Origin of the sequence: Achromobacter sp. D10 (assembly GCF_035282245.1) — a bacterium.
GTDB lineage: Bacteria > Pseudomonadota > Gammaproteobacteria > Burkholderiales > Burkholderiaceae_B > Achromobacter > Achromobacter insolitus.
This window is the reverse complement of record NZ_JAYJLE010000017.1, coordinates 116,663-133,615: the sequence shown is the minus strand read 5'-3', so window position 1 is coordinate 133,615 and position 16,953 is coordinate 116,663. Positions and strand designations below refer to the sequence as shown.

Below are 16,953 nucleotides of genomic sequence, written 5' to 3'. Positions count from 1 at the left end.
CAGCCCGTCACACCCCTGCCGGCGCCGCTTCTATCGCGGCGCCGCGCATATCCGGCGCATGCCGCTGGCTGCGCCAGGCATCGTAGATCAGTTCGGGATTGTTCGCGGCCAACAGGGCCGGATCCGACAACATGCGGCGCCAGCGGCGCGCGCCGGACTGGCCATTCACCAGCCCCAGCATGGGGCGGGTCATTACCCGCAACGGCACGCCACGAGCTACCTGCCGCGCCGCGTATTCCGTCATCGCGTCGACCACCTGCGCATCGCTGGGTAGCCGTACCGATGGCCATAGCTGCAGAGACACCTCCGACAACACCCGCGGCGTGTGCCACGCCGCACGGCCCAGCATGACCCCATCGAAATCCCCGGCGGCCCGCACGGACTGCTCGGCATCCGCCAGACCGCCATTGAGCACGAAGGTGCAGTCCGGGAAGTCGCGCTTCAATTGCCGCACCACGTCGTAGCGCAGAGGAGGAATCTCCCGATTGTCCTTGGGCGTGAGGCCCTTGAGCACCGCGTTGCGGGCATGCGCAATGAACACCCGGCACCCGGTGTCGTATATCTTGCCCACGAAATCCCGGACGAACTCATAGGACTCGTCGTAATCCAGCCCGAGCCGATGCTTGACGGTGACCGGGATGTCTACGGCATCCTGCATGGCCTTCATGCAATCTGCCACCAAAGACGGCTCGGCCATCAGGCATGCGCCAAACGCGCCCTTTTGCACCCGCTCCGACGGGCAACCGCAGTTCAGGTTGATCTCGTCGTACCCCCACTTCCTGCCCAGCCGGGCCGAATGCGACAGCGCGTCCGGCTCGCTGCCGCCCAATTGCAGGGCCACCGGGTGCTCGGCTTCGTCAAAGTCCAGGTGACGTTCCACATTGCCGTGCAACAGCGCGCCGGTGGTAATCATTTCCGTGTACAGGCGCGCGCGCGGCGCCAGCAACCGATGGAAATAGCGGCAGTGGCGGTCGGTCACATCAATCATCGGGGCGACGCACAGCCGCCAGTCGGGGGAGTCCAAGAATCACTCTACAAAACAAGGGGATGCGGTATTTTACGGTGCTTGGCGGCTTTGTGCCCGGGCGATGGATCCGGCCGCTTCGCCGGATGGCGGGCAGGCAGGCCGTCCATGTGGTCTAAAATTGCGCCGCCGCAGCCGAAACCGGCATGCCAGCGCGTCCGACAACCCTTACATCCCGCACATCAATGGCCGTATTCACCCCTGTCTCCGAAGACGACGCTCGCGCCCTCCTGGCGCATTTCGATCTGGGCGAGTTTGTCTCGCTTCGGGGGATTACGGCGGGTATCGAAAATACCAACTATTTCCTGTACACGACCCGCGGCGAGTACGTCCTGACGCTATTCGAGGTACTTACGCAGGCGCAGCTGCCGTTCTACATCGAGCTGATGTACCACCTGGCCGAACGCGGCATTCCCGTGCCGAGGCCCCAGACCCTGCTGGACGGCACTCGCTTGACGACCCTGCACGGCAAGCCCTGCGCCATCGTGTCGCGCCTGCCCGGCGGTTACGAGCCCGCGCCCAGCGCGGCGCATTGCGCCCTGGCGGGCAGCACGCTGGCCCGCGCCCACCTTGCAGCGCGCGATTTCCCGCTGCACCAGCCCAATCTGCGCGGCCTGTCGTGGTGGCTGGAAACGGCGCCCAAGGTCATGCCCTTCCTGGAGCCGGCCCAGGCACAGCTGCTCTCGTCGGAACTGGCTGACCAACAGGCTGCTGCCGCAACGCCGGCCTGGCAGGCCTTGCAGGCGGGCCCGGCCCACTGCGACCTGTTCCGGGACAACGTCCTGTTTGCAGGCACTTTCGAAGACCCGCTCATGGGCGGCATTATCGATTTCTATTTCGCTGGTTGCGATACCTGGCTGTTCGACGTGGCGGTAAGCGTCAATGACTGGTGCATCGAGCGGGACACGGGCGAATTCGTGCCCGAGCTGGTCGAATCCTGGCTGGCGGCATACGCGGCCGTGCGTCCGTTCACCGACGCGGAGCGTGAAGCCTGGCCGCTGATGCTGCGCGCCGCCGCGCTGCGCTTCTGGATATCGCGTCTGTATGACTTTTTCCTGCCGCGGCCGGCGCAAACCCTCAAACCGCACGATCCCCGGCATTTCGAAAGAGTGTTGCAAGCACGCCACCGCCCCGGCCTGCCAATATTGCCGTAACCCTTGCGCCCCCCATAATGAGGACAGCGCCTCCCTTTTTGAGAGATCACCCCCTTTAAAGAGCCATGCAAGCAGCATTCCTACCCGCGACATCCGGCTGGCAATGGGTCCGAGACGGCTTCCGTCTGTTCCGCAAGCAACCACTGGCCATGTTCACCTGGGCCATGGCCATCAGCCTTCTGGTCATCTTTGCCACCGCGACGCCGCCGGTCGGGCCCATACTGGTCGTGGCGCTGATGCCCATCATTACCCTGATGACACTGTCGGCGTGCAAGCACGTCGAAGCCGACCGAATCATGCTGCCCTCAATGTGGGCCAAGCCGCTCAAGCAGCCAGGCGTATTCAGGAAACTGTTCCTGATGGGCCTGCTGTACGCGGCGCTCTGCATCGTCACCGGCCTGGTCATTTTCCTGCCCTTCACCGACGCAATGGTCGAGGGCATGCGGATCGCCTCAGTGGAAAAGTCCATGGAGCCCATCCTGTCCGCCATGGCTGTCCCTCTGACCCTGTTCGCGGTCGTGTATGTCGTGATCGCTGCGCTGTTCTGGCACGCACCGGTGCTGGTCGCCTGGCATGGACTGAAGCTGGTCCAGGCCTTGTTTTTCTCCGGCATCGCCTGCTGGCGCAACAAGCTGCCCTTCCTGGTCTACGGCGCCACGTGGATCCTGGTGTTTCTTTTCATTGACCTCTGCGCCGGCCTTCTGGTTGCGATCGGGTTGTCACCGCAGTTGGCCGGCACGCTGCAAATTCCGTTCAATATTGCCGCGGGTGGCGTGCTGTACTGCAGTTTCTATCCCGCCTATACCTCCGTGTTCGGCATCGAAAACACCGGCGCGCATCTCGACAGCGGCAACGGCGCCCAGGCATAAGGCTATGCGGCAGGGCGCAAGCGCCCTGCGCACTCCCACAACCCTACCCTGTCTCGATACAAACGCCACGTCGATGGCGTAACGCATGCCAAAGGTGTGCACCGCGGCGCAAGGCATCAGCAGGATGCCAGTCCGCGGCCCGGGCGGCCTGCGCCCCAGCAAGCCTCGCGCGCGTCCGCACCAGCTGGAAACCTTGAGCAGCCTGAGCCGGGCGCGCGGCGCCGATGACCCGCCGCCATTCATTGCACGCTCTGCAACAGCTGCACCACAATCGGAAAAGCCAGCACGATGAAAGTGCACGGAAAAATGCAGCCGATCAGGGGCAGCAACATTTTCACGGGCGCCTGCATCGCCAACTGCTCCGCGCGCGCATGACGGTCACTGCGGCTTTGCGCTGCCTGCGCACGCAGCACGGGCCCCAGGCTGATGCCCAACGCTTCGGCCTGCGCCACGGCAGCGGCCCAGTTGCGCGCAAGCGGGCTGTTGCTGCGTTCCGCCAAGGCCTTGATCGCGGCCGATCTGGCGACCCCTGCCCGCATTTCTGCCAAGGCATCGGTCAACGCATCGCGCAACACGCCGGCCGGCCCGCTTTGCGCAGCCATCTGCAAGGCTCCGTGTACGCTCAGCCCTGCTTCCACGCACAACGTCATCATGTCGAGCACAAAAGGCAGGTCGCGTTCGATACTGCGCCGCCGCTTGAGCGCCAGCCCTCGCAACCAGAATACCGGCGCGGCGCCAGACACCAAGGCAACCGCCACCGCCCACGGGCTCCAAGCCCAGGGCTGCGCCTGCGTCAACATGATGGATCCCACAACCGCCAAGCCGCCGGCCGCCACCGCCGCGCTCCAGCATAGCGCCGCTACATGCGCATAACTTATGCCGGCGGGCAAGGCGGCCTGCTCAATCGCTCGCGTCAACCGTACACGCCAGCGCCAGGAACACAACGGCTCGGCCAAGGGCGCCACCGCCGACACCCAGGGCCAGGCGGCCCGCCACCACCATGGCAGCGCGGATGATGCGCCCGGGCTTTCCAATAACAATGGCTTCAAGCCCACCCACGTCAACCAACCGGCAACCAGCGCGGTCGTCAACAGGCTCAAGTACAACCACATGACTTCCTCCGTCACGCCATCCACCAATTTCCCGGCTTCATGGCAAAAGCTCGCCGGGGTGTTCCCGGCCGCCACACATGACACCCAATGCACGGAACCTCAAATATCGATCCGGATGATGCGCCGGATCAGCAACATACCTGCGATCTCCAATACGGCCACGATGGCCAGCACGCTCCAGCCGATAGGGGTATGCCAGAGCAACCCCATGATTTCGGGCTCCAGGCGATCCAGCACGACCAGGAGCAACAAGGGTAAGGCTCCCACTATCCAGGCCTGCAGCCGGCCCTGGGACGTCAGCGCCTGCAGCTTTGCCTGCAGCTGCAGCCTGGCGCGCAGTGTCTGGGCGATACTCTCAAGCGCTTCCGCCAGGTTGCCGCCGGTCTGCGCCGCAATGCGCATGGCGGCCACGACAAGCACGGTGGAATCGGCCGGCATCCGGCCACGCAGATTCTCAAGCGCAACGTCCCAGGACACCCCCATGCGCTGCTCACGCATCATCAATCCGAATTCCTGGGCCAGCGGCGCCGCGCTCTGCTCGACCACGTGGCGCAAGCCTGTCGTCAATGCGACGCCCGCGCGCAAGGCGGAGGCGAGCATCAGCAACGCCATCGGCAGTTGGTGTTCAAACCGCCGGGCACGCCTGCGCCGCAGTGCATTCACAAGAGTCCCGGGCAAGCGAGACGCAAGCACTGCGGTCCCGGCGGCCAGCACCCCCTTGCCCGTGGCGGCGTAGGACAATGCGGCGGCCAATGCAGCGCACGCCACCGCGCCCACCCACAACTGGGCCGGATCGATGAACAGGAACACCTCGCTCAAACGCAAGCCCGCCTCCTGGGTGTAGACCTGGCGGTAGCGGCGCAGCGCCGGGGCAAACCAGGCCTGGACGCGCCACGCCAGCAGCAACACGCAGATCATGGCGCCACCTGCTGCAAGCCAGATCATGGCGTGCCTTGCGAGAACACCGCGGCGCCCGGTCCGGCCGCGGACGTATCGGAGAACCAGGCTGGATCGAAGGTCTCCTCGGTTTGCGCCCATTCGCGCACGAAGCCGGGCAAGGCACCGCACCCAGCGAAACCCCGCAGACGGTCGTACCGGAACAGGTCCTGAAGCTGTATGCGCCCGCTTTCCATGCCGGTGACCTCCGCGATGGACGTCACGACTCGCCGTCCGTCGGATAGCCTGGCCTGCTGCACCACGATGTCCACACTGGCCGCAATATGTTCCCTCACCGCGACCAAAGGAAGATCCAGGCCCGCCATCAGGATCATCGACTCCAGCCGGCCCAGAGCATCCCGAGGCGAATTGGCATGCAATGTCGTCAGCGATCCCTCGTGGCCGGTGTTCATCGCGGTCAGCATGTCGAACGCTTCCGGCCCACGGCACTCGCCCACCACGATCCGATCAGGCCGCATGCGTAACGCATTGCGCACAAGCTCCCGGATATCGATGCACCCGCGCCCCTCCTGATTGGCCGGACGGGCTTCAAGCGCCACGAGGTGCTCGTGGTTCAGGCGGAGCTCCGCCGCGTCCTCGATGGTGACCAAACGTTCGCCATCGGGGATTTCATTCGACAGAATGTTGAGCAATGTCGTCTTGCCGGATCCGGTGCCGCCGGACACGACCAGGTTCCTGCGTTTTCTTACGCACAGCGCCAGGAACCGCGCCATGGCGCTACTCAATGAGCCCGCCGCAAGCAGATCGGGCATCCCGGGGCGACGTTGCGGAAACTTGCGTATGGTCAGGCAGGCACCCCGCATTGCCACCGGCGGAATGACGGCATGCACCCGGGAACCGTCCGCAAGGCGCGCATCCACCATGGGCGAGCTCTCGTCGATACGCCGCCCCAAGGGAGTAACAATGCGCTCGATGGCCCACCGCACGGATTGTTCGCTGGTAAACGCTGCCTGATGGCGCGACAGGCGGCCCGCTCGCTCGACGTAAATTTCGTCATGGCGATTGACCATGATCTCGGTGATGTCGGCGGCGGCGAGCAGGGGTTCCAGCGGCCCCAGGCCGACCGCTTCGTCCAGCACCTCGCGACAGAGCGCTGCGCGGTCCACCTGGGCAGGCAAGTCTGCGTCCGTGGCGACAATCTGTGTCAACAAGCGCTCCGCCTCGGCACGCAACATGCTGTCGCTCATGCCGGCCACGTCACGTCGGCGCAGATCCAGCGCTGCGAGCAAGGCCGCGTGCAAACGCCGACGTTCCTGCAACTGATATTGCGGCGACAGGATGGGCGGCGAGATTGCGGCGACGGGCGGTGCAGGGGAATCCGGCACTAGCATCGATCCCTGTGCCGACACGTCGGGCGTAGCGCCGCCCGACGTGTCGTCCTGCTGGCTACCAGCGGCCGGGCGGACCCGCAACCGGCAAGGCCCGATCAGGATCTCGTCGTCGGGCAGTACCGGGCCGTGGCGCACGATTCTTTCGCCGTTCACCAGCGTTCCCGCCAATGTGCCAAGATCTTCGAGAACGATGGCAGCCTCTTCGCGCAGCAAGCGGGCATGCTGACGCCCAACCCGCCAGTTCGCGATGCGCAGGCCACATTGCGCCGCGCGTCCGATCAGCACCGGCATGGCCACCGTCAAGCGGCGTACCGCCGCATCCTCGAATGTCATTTCTAGTCGATCATGGCCTCGTTTCCGTTAGAGAGTGCGGAGCATCGGTACGGCGAGCGCTCCATTGCGAACCCGCGCCCGAATGGGTATTCCAACCGCCCGCGGTTGGCACGGCGGTCCCCAGGCGAGGCGGCAATGGGAAAGCGGCTTCCAGGACTTCCCGCCCCCGTTGCACACGTTCCGCCATGGCGGGCTCGGCCTGCGCAATGACCTTGGGGGTCACGAAAATCGCGAGCTCGGTTTCACGCAACTGGTAGCGGCGCGACGAGAACAAGGCGCCCAGAATGGGCATGTCCTGCAGCCAAGGAAGGCCACTGGTTCCCTCATCCCGTTCCCGGGACAAGAAGCCGCCGATAACCAAGGTATCTCCCGACCGGACGTTGAATTCGGTGGAAGCGCGGCGCGTGCGCAACGCCGGCCCGCCGGGAACGCTAAGCGCCGTATCCACGGAACTTGCCTCCACCTCGATCAAGGACCGGATGACTCCGCTGCGATCGATGCGCGGAGTGATCTTGAGCATGACGCCATAAGGTTTGAACAGCGTCGTGGCATTGCCACGCGCATCGGTCGACGAGTAAGGGACTTCGCCACCGGCCAGGAACGTGGCGCTGGCGCCGCTGCGCGCCAGCAATTGAGGCTGGGCCAGCATGACGGCCTCGCCGCTCTGAGCCAGCAATGCGATACGCGACGACAACAGGGCATTCACGCCGAAGTAGCCCGCCGCCGCCGACGCCGAGCCCAGGGTCTCTATGACTTCTTCTCCGGGGCGGCGCATGCGCCCCAAGGACCCCGCATCCCAGGCCAGTCCGGCGTTGATGCCGCCTTGGGTCGTCGTGCCCCAATTCACTCCAAGCTCTCTCAACCTGGAGGTGGGAATCTCTACCACCTGGACATCCAACTGCACCATGTGGTCCCAACCCACTTGCCCGGTAAAGTCCAGTACGGTCGGATAGCGATCCGCCAGGGCAGCGATACGCAAGCGATCATCGTCGGAAAGGTCATTGCCTTCTATCAGGATGCGGCCGCCCACTTCGGTGCTGCGCGCCCCCGGAATGCGCGCAAGCAAGGCCTCGACCTCAGCCCGTAAACGCGGTGCTCCAGCCGGGACGACTCTCAGCTCATAGGCTTTGGCGAGACCACGGTTCGTCCAGACATGCATGGACGAGACTCCCTCGGCACGAGCAAACACGACGACCTCTCGCCCTTCGGCCTCGATGGCGCCAATCACCTGGCTATTGCCTATCGCCACGCGCTTGACTCCGGGATGCGACAAGACATGTGTTTCGCCCACCTGAAGTTCGATTACCTGATCCGCCGGCCACGTTGCCTCGCTGACCAGGCCTAACGCCAAGGCGAACAAGCTGACTATGACCTGCCTCATGGCTGCTCCTTGTTGGTTCCTGCCTGAACAGCCGCCAAATTCGATATGCCTTCGTCCAGCCGGGAATCCAAGCGGTCTCCGTAGACGATGCTCACGCCCGGTAAAACGCGGGGTTCCGGCTCCAGCCCGATCAGCGAGGCAAGGTCGCTTTGCGCGGCGCCGCTAACGACCGCGGCATCATCCCGATGACGTAGCATCGCGGTCAGCACTCCGCTTTGCCGAGCCGCCACGAAGCGCATGGCTTCATCCGGCGTTGCAGCGAGGGTGATGCTGCCACCCTTGCTTTCGCCTTCCGGCTCGCTGCCCACCATCAGCACCCGCATGCCCTGCAATAGGGGTACCGTCAGTTCCCGCTGGCGATGCGCGAAACTGACATAGATGTCGATGGCATCGCCGGCACGCAGTACGTCGGCCAGGCCGCCCAAATCGGCCGCCGCCACGGTCAAGGCACGCTGCCCGCTATGCAGGCGCGAAGCCAGCGCTGGAGCGGGAGCAGTGAACGTCAGATGGCCGCGCAGCAAGGCTTCGCCATTGGCGACGTCGGCCAGCAAAGTGGCGCCGAGCAGACTGGAAAGATCCAGAGGATCGATGCTGGCCCTCGAAGTCCATTGTTCTGGGATCTCGCGCACGGCCAGATGCACCTCTTCGAGCTGCGTGCCCGCAGGCAGGTCATATGCCGCGACCAGCCGGCTGACCATGGGCATGCGCGCCTCGGCTTCCAGCGCTTGGACGCGTTGCTGCACATGCTCCCGCACAGCCCAGGCCGACACCAGGCCTGCGGCCAGCGCAATCGCGTATACACCGGTCCTGCGCAAGCGCTGCAAGACATGACTCATCCTGTTCATCATGGCGCTCTTCCGCTGACCAGAAGCCCGCTGCCGCCCTCCAGGGGCACCAGCGACAGCCGCATGCGCGTCTTTCCCCGCGTCCACCAATGCTCTTCGTCGGACGCCGGCAGACGATGCCAACCGCTCTGGATCAGGCGATCCTCCAGCAATGGGGCCAATTGTTCCGGCGGCAAAACGTATTGCCAGATGCTCTCGGAGAAGCGAACGCCGTCCTCCATCATGGCCACATCCAGCCTGAGCCGACTGCCCGCCGGGAGCCAATCGGGTACCGGGGTGCCGTGTGAAGCCAGCAGATTGACCGCCGAAATGCTGCCCGCTGTCCGGCGCGCGCCCAGACCTTCCATCTGGATGACCCACCGTTCCTGCCCCACTCGGCCAGACAGGATCGCCTGGCCGGACAACACATTGAGGTCGGTCAGAGCGGGTTGCTGGGCAGACAGATAGCGGATCAGTTCGGGCGTGCTGAGCGGTGTGTCGAATATCAGTACACGCGCGGGGACGCCGTGCAGCCATATGCCGTCCGCCAGTAGCCCACGCCGTGATCCCACAGGAAAGCGCAGGGCCTCCAACGAGGCGATACCAGGCTTTCGCCTGCTGGAAGATCCTGCTTCCTGACCACCAGCCGCCAGATCCTGAGCGGCAGCGATACTGCGCCCTCCTACTGCCGCCACGGCCAGCGCGCCAGCCAGCAACAGTCGAAATACGCGCGCCACTACCGGACTGCGCCAACTGCCACCCCACGCTGCGCCCAAGCCGGCCGGCAATGCCGAAGAACAAAGTCGCGTCATTTGTCTTTCCCCTTGCGGATGGCCAGCCGATCCATAGGCACCACGTCTGCCCAGACAGACACCCAATCCAGCGACAACCCTGGCCTACCCCAAGGACCGTCAATCCGATCAACGACGGGCTTCAAGCGGCGGGCCTGCGCCAGCGAGGCGCTTACCGCTTTCCCCCAGGGTGTAGGCGCTTTGCCAATGCGGCGCTGGGCGTCGGCATCGCCGTGCGCATAGCCCGCACCGCTTGCCACGTACGTCTGGCGAGCAATACGCGGACCAGCCACGGGGTCGCGGCGCGCCGTGCTTGCCGTCACCGACAGCAACCTCAGGTGCTCGCCGAACCATTCGTCCTGTAAAGCGGCGACCTGCGGCAAAGCGATACCGTGCAACAAGCTAGCCCCGCCCGACAGGGTCGCGCGCGTTTCCTTGGGCAAGTCATGCATAGGTTGCCCCATGGCGCTCGCCATCACCGCCTTGCGGCTGGCCTGCGCCATTTCCTGCCCAGCAAACTGCAGGCCTCCGATCCAGGTCACCCCCCACAACAAGAGGGCCAAAAGAGGCAGTATCAGCAACGCTTCGACCATCGCCTGGCCCTGCTGCCGAGTCAGAGCCACCGTCATGGGGTCCTCCTTGCCTGCGCCGTCTCGGCGGCGGTTACCGCGGACACGCGCGCGTGCCAATAGGGTCGAAAGAGCGTGCCGAGTTCATCAAGGCCGTCGTTGCGGCGTTCCGGTCGCGCATAGTAGGTTTCGGCCGCGGAAGTCACGGTGACTGCGCCCGTCCGGCCAAGTGCGGCATAAGCGAATTTGCCCAGCGGCGCACGGACATCGCTATTGGCATCGGTGGTTTTCAAGACTGAACCAGCAAGCCTAACCGCCACCGCAAAGCGCAGGGGATCGCCACTGCGCGACAAGGCAATTTCACGATAGGCCGGCAGGCCGCGTCCCGGCCAACGCTGCGCTGCAGCCATGGCATATGAATTGGCAAGGCGATTGCTTGCGTCGCCAAGCAAATCCCAGCTGGTGGACTGCTCTACCCAGCGCCAGAAGTCCTGCTCGGAAAAATCCAGGGGTGGCTCTTCCACGTACTCCAGGCCATCAGGCGCCTTGATTTTCTGGCCCTGGGCCGTGCCCCAGCCCATGGCGTACTCACGGAAGTAGCAACCCCGCCAGCGATTAAAGCGAAGCGCGTGATAGGACTGGGTGTCGAGCGCCCCCCAACGTCCGTCTGGTCCCAACCAAGTCGAGCCCCGGCGCCGCAACTCGTGCCGATGCAGAGGGCAAAAAGGACGGACCATCCACGGATTGCGGCGTGTGACGTTGCGGCGCTTGAGAAACCCATAGCGGTCCGCGGCCTGCTCGACGGCAGGTCGCAGACCCGCGTCGCGCGTGGCCAGCCGACGCGCCACATAGCCCGGCCAACCATCCGTCAACCATTGCAGATTCGATCCATTGAAACGTGCGCTACCCGCACCCCGGACCTGGATGCCGTCGGAAAGATTGGCGGACAATACTTTGTTCATGATGCGGTCGCGCGAAGCGGGCAGGCCGGCAACCGCCAATGCCGCCGTCGCGTCGAGGACCTGGCGGACCACTCTGTCATGCTCGCCAAACGCTTCCGCCAGCCGCTGTTCGGCGTTCGGCACCGCCCTGGCCGCTTGATAGGCCAAGCCCATATCGGGGCCGAACAGCATGGCGATCAGGCCCGCTGGCGGATTGCCGCGGTTGCGCTGCGACTGCATCGCGCGGGCGAACTGGGCGGACGCCCCCAACGTGACCAGATGCGCCATGGCGACCTGATGCGCGATCTGCGTCCGATTGATATAGGCCAAGGCATTCAGCGCACGAGCCTGCGCCAACGCTCCGCTATACGCCGCCGCATCCGCGGCGTGAGTCAGCTGCTGCCGCGATCCGACGGTTTGCCCCAAGTTGTACAGGACGACCAGGGATATGCCTCCCGCCGCTACCATCAGCAGGCCCAGGACCAGCGCCTGGCCCCGCTGATGGACCAGCCGTGCGCAATGCGGCGACGTCACTTGGCGTCCGCGGCGTTGCCGGTAAAGGACTTGAGCGAACGGGCCTTGGTTTGCGCCGCCGCCTTTTGCGCCGCCTGCTGCGCCGCGCGGTTCTGCGCGCCGCCATCCTCGCCCGCGAGTTCGCGCGCCATGGCGGCGGTCTGCGACCGCACCACCTGGCCGAAGTATTGATATACCGCGATGGCTGCCACCGCAACCAAGGCCACGACCACGATGTATTCCGTCATGCCCTGCCCCAACTGACGCTTCTTAAACCCTGACATATCCGCTCTCCGGCATTGTGAAGAGGCTTCAGTGTCTGCGTCTGACGATGGCGTCACAATTCGCGGATACCGAGGCGGATAAAGTCGTGGCTGGCCGGTTGACTGCTGGCTGCCTTCATTAGGCGGTGATGGCGGGACTCGGTGCAGGCCGCACCAGAATCTTGTAACCCTTTAATATTCAAGGGTTTTCCCTATTGCCCAGCCTATGGCGCAGCAGTAGATTTGAGTTGCCGGGCTGTCTGACACCCATCGCGTGCGAAGCCAGGCAGGAGCGCCTCAGACTCACCTTGAGCTGGGGCGCTCTTCCATTTTGCAGCGCGCAAATGCCGCAAATGCGCATCGCCCGCTATGCGATGCGCAAGATCCCATTGTCGATGACGATCGCGTCGCGCTCCACCACCTTCGCCCTGAAAGACCCGTCCCGCCAGACTTCCACGCTCAACGTCTCGCCGGGATACATCGGTCCCGAAAAACGCAGCGATACGGAACGCACCGCCCCAGGCGCCGCAGGCTGCAACCGTCTGGCGACTGCATGCGACACCAGGCCAAACGAGCACAACCCATGCAGTATGGGACGGGGAAATCCAGCCGCCTGGGCGACCTGGGGGTCGCTATGCAGCGGGTTGTAGTCGCCGTTGAGCCGATACACCAGCGCCTGCTCCGGCCGGGTATGGGCCTGTATCGTCCAGTCCGGCGAACCGCTCGGCATGGCGTGCGCGGGACGCGCCTGCTTGCCGGCATTGGCCATGCCGCCATCGCCCCTGAGCACGTGGGTCGCGGACGTCCTGGCGATGAGTCGCCCCGTGCTGGCATCCGTCAGTGTTTTTTCGGAGTAAAGCAACAATCCCTTTTCGCCTTTGTCGACGGCCTCGACGACGCGGGTCTTGCCTATCAGCTCACCGGCGACAGGAATGGGATGGAAGATTTCCAATCCCTGCTCGCCGTGCAGCAGCCGCACCGTATCGGCCCCGATATCGGGCGCGTTCAGCCAGAAACCCGGATAACCCAACACCACAGCCATGTAGGGCAGCACTAGCGGATCTTGCTGCCTGCCAACGTAAGCCAGGTCGGCGGTATCCACGGGATCCTGCCCCAGCCCCACCGATAGCGCGTACAGCATGGCGTCGCGCGCCGTGCAACGTTGCCTGATTTCCGGCAAGTCGTAGTTCAATAGACGCTCATAGCTCAAGCGCATGGCGCTTCTCCCTTAGTCGCGCAGACAATTGCATGATCTTGGCCACGGGGTCAGATCGGGTCCCAGCTCATCACCTCGGGTGAGCGCTCCAAGGGATAGAAGTGCTTCTGCATCGCCGGGATGGCGACCTCTGCAATGCGCTGCGGCGTCCAGCCTTCGCTGAAATGCACAGAGCGCAAAGGGCGCGGCTGGCTCATCAGCATGATTTCGTTGGCACGCACCGCAAATATCTGTCCGCTCACCTCGCGCGCGGCGTCGCTGAGCAGGTAAACGGCCATCGGCGCGATCTTGCCCGCCTCCATCTTCTTGAGTTTTTCCACGCGGTCGCGCTGCTGCGGCGTGTCGGTGGGAATGGAACTCGTCATGCGGCTCCAGGCCGACGGAGCGATGCAGTTGGAGCGCACGCCGTAGCGCCCCATATCCAGCGCGATCATTTTGGACAGCGCCACGATGCCCAGCTTGGCAGCCCCGTAGTTGGCTTGGCCATAGTTGCCGATCAGTCCCGAGGTCGAGGTCATGTGCACCATCGCGCCGCCCTCCTGTTCGCGGAAGTGAGTGGCTGCCGCCCTGCTGACGAAGAACGTGCCGTCGAGATGCACGGCGATGACGGTCCGCCACTCTTCCTCGCTCATCTTGTGAAAGGAACGATCACGCAGGTTGCCTGCGTTATTGACCACGCCGTCGATGCGCCCGAATTGGTCCATGGCGCACTGGACAATGGCGTTGGCGGTCGCATGCGTCGCGACCGAATCGAAATTGGCGACGGCCTCGCCCCCGGCGGCGCGTATCTCGGCGACGACGGCGTCCGCGGGCGCCTCCGCCGAGGACAGATCGTCGCCGTTAAGCGCGACTCCAATGTCGTTGACCACCACCTTGGCGCCCTCGGCCGCCAGCTGCAAGGCCACTTCGCGGCCGATGCCTCCGCCCGCGCCGGTCACCACCACCACCTTGCCTTCCATCATGCGTTCCATGCCTGTGCCTCCTAAAAGCGAGCCTGCCGGCGTCCTCCGGCAGGCCCGGTACAGTCGATTTACTCGGTCGTCACGTTGGCGCGACGCACTACCTCGGCCCACTTCCGGCCTTCGCTGCCGATGAAAGCGGCGAACTCGGCGGGTGAATCGGGATTGGGCACCGCGCCCTGATCCCGGATCTGCTTTTGCATGTCGGGGGTCTGAATGATGGCGACCACCTGCTTGTTGATTTCCGCCACGATGTTTTCCGGCGTCCTGGCGGGAGCCCACAAGCCGAACCACGACACCACCTCGTAGCCGGGAACGCCGGCCTCGGCCACGGTTGGCACGTCGGGCAACTGATCGCTGCGCTGGGCCGAGGTCACGGCCAGCACCTTCAGCCGGCCCGCCTTGATGTGCGGCAACGCCGAGGGCAGGTTGTCGAAAATCATCGAGATCTGGCCGCCCAGCAGATCCGTCACCGCGGGCGTGCTGCCCTTGTAGGGCACGTGCACCATGTCGACCCCGGTCATCATCTTGAAAGTCTCGCCGGACATATGCAGCGTGCTCCCATGGCCGGAAGAGCCGAAAGTGAGTTTCCCCGGATGAGCGCGGCCATAGGCGATCAGCTCCTTCACGGAGTCGTACGGCGCGTTCTTGGGAACCACGAGGGCATTCGGCACCATGGCGGTACGCGTGATCGGGGCGAAATCCTTGATGGCGTCGTAGGGCATGGATTTGTAGAGACTGGGGTTGATCGCGTGCGTGCCGATCGTGCCCATTACCAGCGTGTAACCGTCCGGCGCGGCACGTGCCACCTGTGCGGTGCCGATGTTGCCGCCCGCGCCAGGCTTGTTCTCGACCACCACGGAAACGCCCCAGCGCTCGCTCAGGCGCTGGCCGATCACGCGCGCCAGAATATCGGTCGTGCCTCCCGCCGAGAACGGAACATTTATGGTCACCGGCTTGTTGGGAAAGCCCTGCGCGGTCTGCGCGCCGGCCGGGCCGGCCGTCAGCAAGGCAGCCAACCCCAACAGCGCCAGCACCTTCACGGAACGCTTGTGCGCGTGCGCTGCGCACGCGTCTTTTTTGATTGTCTTGAACATTGTCTCCTCGCTTTTTTGTTTAGATTCCGAGGCGATCCGCCTCAATCCAGCAACGCAAGATCCTGCCCTTCCTCCACTTCATCGCCTACCGCCACGAGAACCTTGGCGATACGGCCCGCCGCCTCGCATTCAACGGGGATTTCCATCTTCATGGATTCGACCTTGAACGCCTCATCGCCCGTCTGAATCTGCGCGCCCTCCTCCACACAACACGCGACCACGCGGCCCGCCACGTTGGAGACTATTTTTTTCATGCCAGCTCCTTTACCGACTCGGTTGAAATCACTTCCTGCAGGCCGTCGACGGTCATTGCCCCGGCCTGGAACTGCTGCGACGCGAGCACCTGCAGAATCATGGGAATGTTGGTCTTGATGCCCTCTACCCGCATGTCGCCAAGCGCGCCGCGCAAATCGCGAATGGCGGTGTCGCGATCGGCCGCAAGCGCAATGACTTTCGCCACCATGGGGTCGTAGTGGCTGGAAACCCGGTTGCCCTGCGCGTAGCCAGTCTCTACCCGCAGGCCTGGACGAGGCCGCGGCAGTTCAAACGTCTGCAAGACACCGGGCGAAGGCAGGAAGCGCACCGGATCCTCGGCATAAACGCGCGCCTCGATCGCATGCCCCGCCAAGGCGGGCTGGGCGCCAACTACCGAGGACAGCTTTTCGCCCGCGGCCAGACGGATCTGCGCCTGCACGATGTCCACGCCGGTGACCGCTTCGGAAATAGCGTGCTCAACCTGCAGGCGCGTGTTGACTTCAAGAAAGGAAAAACCGCTTTCCGGCGTGTAGAGCATCTCCACCGTCCCGATGACGTCGTAGCCGATCTCCCCCAGGATCGCCGACAGCCGTCGCGCCATGTGGGCCACGACCTCGCGGTCGATGGCGGGCGCCGGCGCTTCCTCGATCACTTTCTGGTATCTGCGCTGGGTAGAGCAGTCCCGTTCGTACAGGGACAGGACATTGCCAAACCTGTCCGCCAGGAACTGGAATTCGATATGCCGCGGCGACGGCACGAATCGCTCCAGGTACAGGGAGGGATAGGCGAACGCCTTTTCGGCCATGACGCTCGCGCGATCCCAGCAGTCGGACAATGACTGAGGATCGTAGACGGGGATCATCCCTATGCCCCCGCCGCCGCCCGCGGGCTTGATCAGGACGGGATACCCGAGCGCATCGGCGGCCCGGTGTACCGCCGCCTTGTCGTCCCGGGGCAGGATGCCCGTGCTGCCGCCCGCCTGCAGGCCATGCCGTTGCATCAGCTCGCGCGCGCTCGCCTTGTTGCCTAGCGCGGCGATCCACTTGGGTGAAGGTCCAATGAAGCAACGCCCAGCCGCTTCGACCCTGCGCGCGAACTCTGCGTTCTCGGACAAGAATCCGTAGCCTGGATGCAGCGCGTCGGCACTGCAACGCGCCATGACTTCAAGCAGCAGGTCCTGGTTGAGATAGCTGGCCCGCGCCGGTGCGGGACCGATGCAGAAGCTCTCATCAGCCTGGCGTACGTACGGGAGGTCGGCATCGGCTTCGGAGTACACCGCCACGGACTGCAGGCCCAGCGCCTTCACGGCGCGCAGGATGCGCGCGGCGGCGGCTCCGCGGTTGGCAATCAGGATTTTCTTCATC

General features: G+C 64.4%; 17 protein-coding genes and 1 pseudogene. 2 read left to right on the top strand and 16 right to left on the bottom strand.

Annotation, left to right across the window (positions count from 1 at the left end):
- Positions 1–7: 7 nt before the first annotated feature.
- Positions 8–988: a tRNA dihydrouridine(20/20a) synthase DusA gene (gene dusA, locus VCS63_RS28755; protein WP_323881815.1), complete on the bottom strand. Its 981-nt coding sequence runs from the start codon at positions 986–988 to the stop codon at positions 8–10.
- Positions 989–1,209: 221 nt separating this feature from the next.
- Between dusA and VCS63_RS28750 the strand changes: the two genes are divergently transcribed.
- Both VCS63_RS28750 and VCS63_RS28745 read left to right on the top strand, forming a co-directional pair.
- Positions 1,210–2,178, top strand: coding sequence for a homoserine kinase (locus VCS63_RS28750; RefSeq protein WP_042792873.1), 969 nt, complete (start codon positions 1,210–1,212; stop codon positions 2,176–2,178).
- Positions 2,179–2,243: 65 nt separating this feature from the next.
- Entirely contained in the window at positions 2,244–3,047 is an 804-nt protein-coding gene (locus VCS63_RS28745) for a BPSS1780 family membrane protein (RefSeq protein ID WP_042792872.1), read from the top strand.
- A gap of 6 nt (positions 3,048–3,053) precedes the next feature.
- Here VCS63_RS28745 and VCS63_RS28740 read toward each other — a convergent pair.
- From VCS63_RS28740 to VCS63_RS28670, 15 genes and pseudogenes are all read right to left on the bottom strand, one after another.
- A pseudogene (locus tag VCS63_RS28740) lies at positions 3,054–3,164 on the bottom strand (DUF192 domain-containing protein); the annotation flags it as partial.
- 122 nt (positions 3,165–3,286) lie between these two features.
- Positions 3,287–4,159 carry a type II secretion system F family protein gene (locus VCS63_RS28735; protein ID WP_042796900.1) on the bottom strand — a complete coding sequence of 291 codons (873 nt, stop codon included), beginning with the start codon at positions 4,157–4,159 and terminating at the stop codon, positions 3,287–3,289.
- Between the two features lie 99 nt (positions 4,160–4,258).
- The gene (locus VCS63_RS28730; protein ID WP_313378163.1) at positions 4,259–5,104 is read right to left on the bottom strand and encodes a type II secretion system F family protein; all 846 of its coding nucleotides are present in this window, start codon (positions 5,102–5,104) and stop codon (positions 4,259–4,261) included.
- On the bottom strand, positions 5,101–6,780 hold the full coding sequence (locus VCS63_RS28725) for an ATPase, T2SS/T4P/T4SS family (protein ID WP_323881807.1): 1,680 nt from the start codon (positions 6,778–6,780) through the stop codon (positions 5,101–5,103). Before VCS63_RS28725 ends, VCS63_RS28730 begins: the two co-directional genes overlap by 4 nt.
- Positions 6,781–6,790: 10 nt before the next feature.
- Complete coding sequence (locus VCS63_RS28720; RefSeq protein WP_175202330.1) at positions 6,791–8,161, bottom strand: type II and III secretion system protein family protein; 1,371 nt, start codon at positions 8,159–8,161, stop codon at positions 6,791–6,793.
- The gene (gene cpaB / locus VCS63_RS28715; RefSeq protein ID WP_278485208.1) at positions 8,158–9,009 is read right to left on the bottom strand and encodes a Flp pilus assembly protein CpaB; all 852 of its coding nucleotides are present in this window, start codon (positions 9,007–9,009) and stop codon (positions 8,158–8,160) included. The genes VCS63_RS28720 and cpaB overlap by 4 nt, the downstream gene beginning before the upstream one ends.
- Positions 9,006–9,797, bottom strand: a complete 792-nt coding sequence (locus VCS63_RS28710) for a hypothetical protein (protein ID WP_323881805.1) — start codon at positions 9,795–9,797, stop codon at positions 9,006–9,008. The genes cpaB and VCS63_RS28710 overlap by 4 nt, the downstream gene beginning before the upstream one ends.
- Positions 9,794–10,405, bottom strand: coding sequence for a TadE/TadG family type IV pilus assembly protein (locus tag VCS63_RS28705; protein WP_104653346.1), 612 nt, complete (start codon positions 10,403–10,405; stop codon positions 9,794–9,796). The genes VCS63_RS28710 and VCS63_RS28705 overlap by 4 nt, the downstream gene beginning before the upstream one ends.
- Positions 10,402–11,820, bottom strand: coding sequence for a pilus assembly protein TadG-related protein (locus VCS63_RS28700; protein WP_323881802.1), 1,419 nt, complete (start codon positions 11,818–11,820; stop codon positions 10,402–10,404). The genes VCS63_RS28705 and VCS63_RS28700 overlap by 4 nt, the downstream gene beginning before the upstream one ends.
- On the bottom strand, positions 11,817–12,083 hold the full coding sequence (locus tag VCS63_RS28695; RefSeq protein ID WP_042792867.1) for a hypothetical protein: 267 nt from the start codon (positions 12,081–12,083) through the stop codon (positions 11,817–11,819). The genes VCS63_RS28700 and VCS63_RS28695 overlap by 4 nt, the downstream gene beginning before the upstream one ends.
- Positions 12,084–12,429: 346 nt before the next feature.
- Positions 12,430–13,278 (bottom strand): MaoC/PaaZ C-terminal domain-containing protein, encoded by an 849-nt coding sequence (locus VCS63_RS28690; RefSeq protein ID WP_323881799.1) that lies wholly within the window; start codon positions 13,276–13,278, stop codon positions 12,430–12,432.
- 50 nt (positions 13,279–13,328) lie between these two features.
- The gene (locus tag VCS63_RS28685; RefSeq protein WP_164794971.1) at positions 13,329–14,249 is read right to left on the bottom strand and encodes an SDR family NAD(P)-dependent oxidoreductase; all 921 of its coding nucleotides are present in this window, start codon (positions 14,247–14,249) and stop codon (positions 13,329–13,331) included.
- Between the two features lie 59 nt (positions 14,250–14,308).
- Entirely contained in the window at positions 14,309–15,334 is a 1,026-nt protein-coding gene (locus tag VCS63_RS28680) for a tripartite tricarboxylate transporter substrate binding protein (protein WP_323881797.1), read from the bottom strand.
- Between the two features lie 41 nt (positions 15,335–15,375).
- Complete coding sequence (locus VCS63_RS28675; protein WP_063962073.1) at positions 15,376–15,588, bottom strand: acetyl-CoA carboxylase biotin carboxyl carrier protein subunit; 213 nt, start codon at positions 15,586–15,588, stop codon at positions 15,376–15,378.
- On the bottom strand, positions 15,585–16,952 hold the full coding sequence (locus tag VCS63_RS28670) for an acetyl-CoA carboxylase biotin carboxylase subunit (RefSeq protein WP_323881794.1): 1,368 nt from the start codon (positions 16,950–16,952) through the stop codon (positions 15,585–15,587). Before VCS63_RS28670 ends, VCS63_RS28675 begins: the two co-directional genes overlap by 4 nt.
- Position 16,953 lies beyond the last annotated feature (1 nt).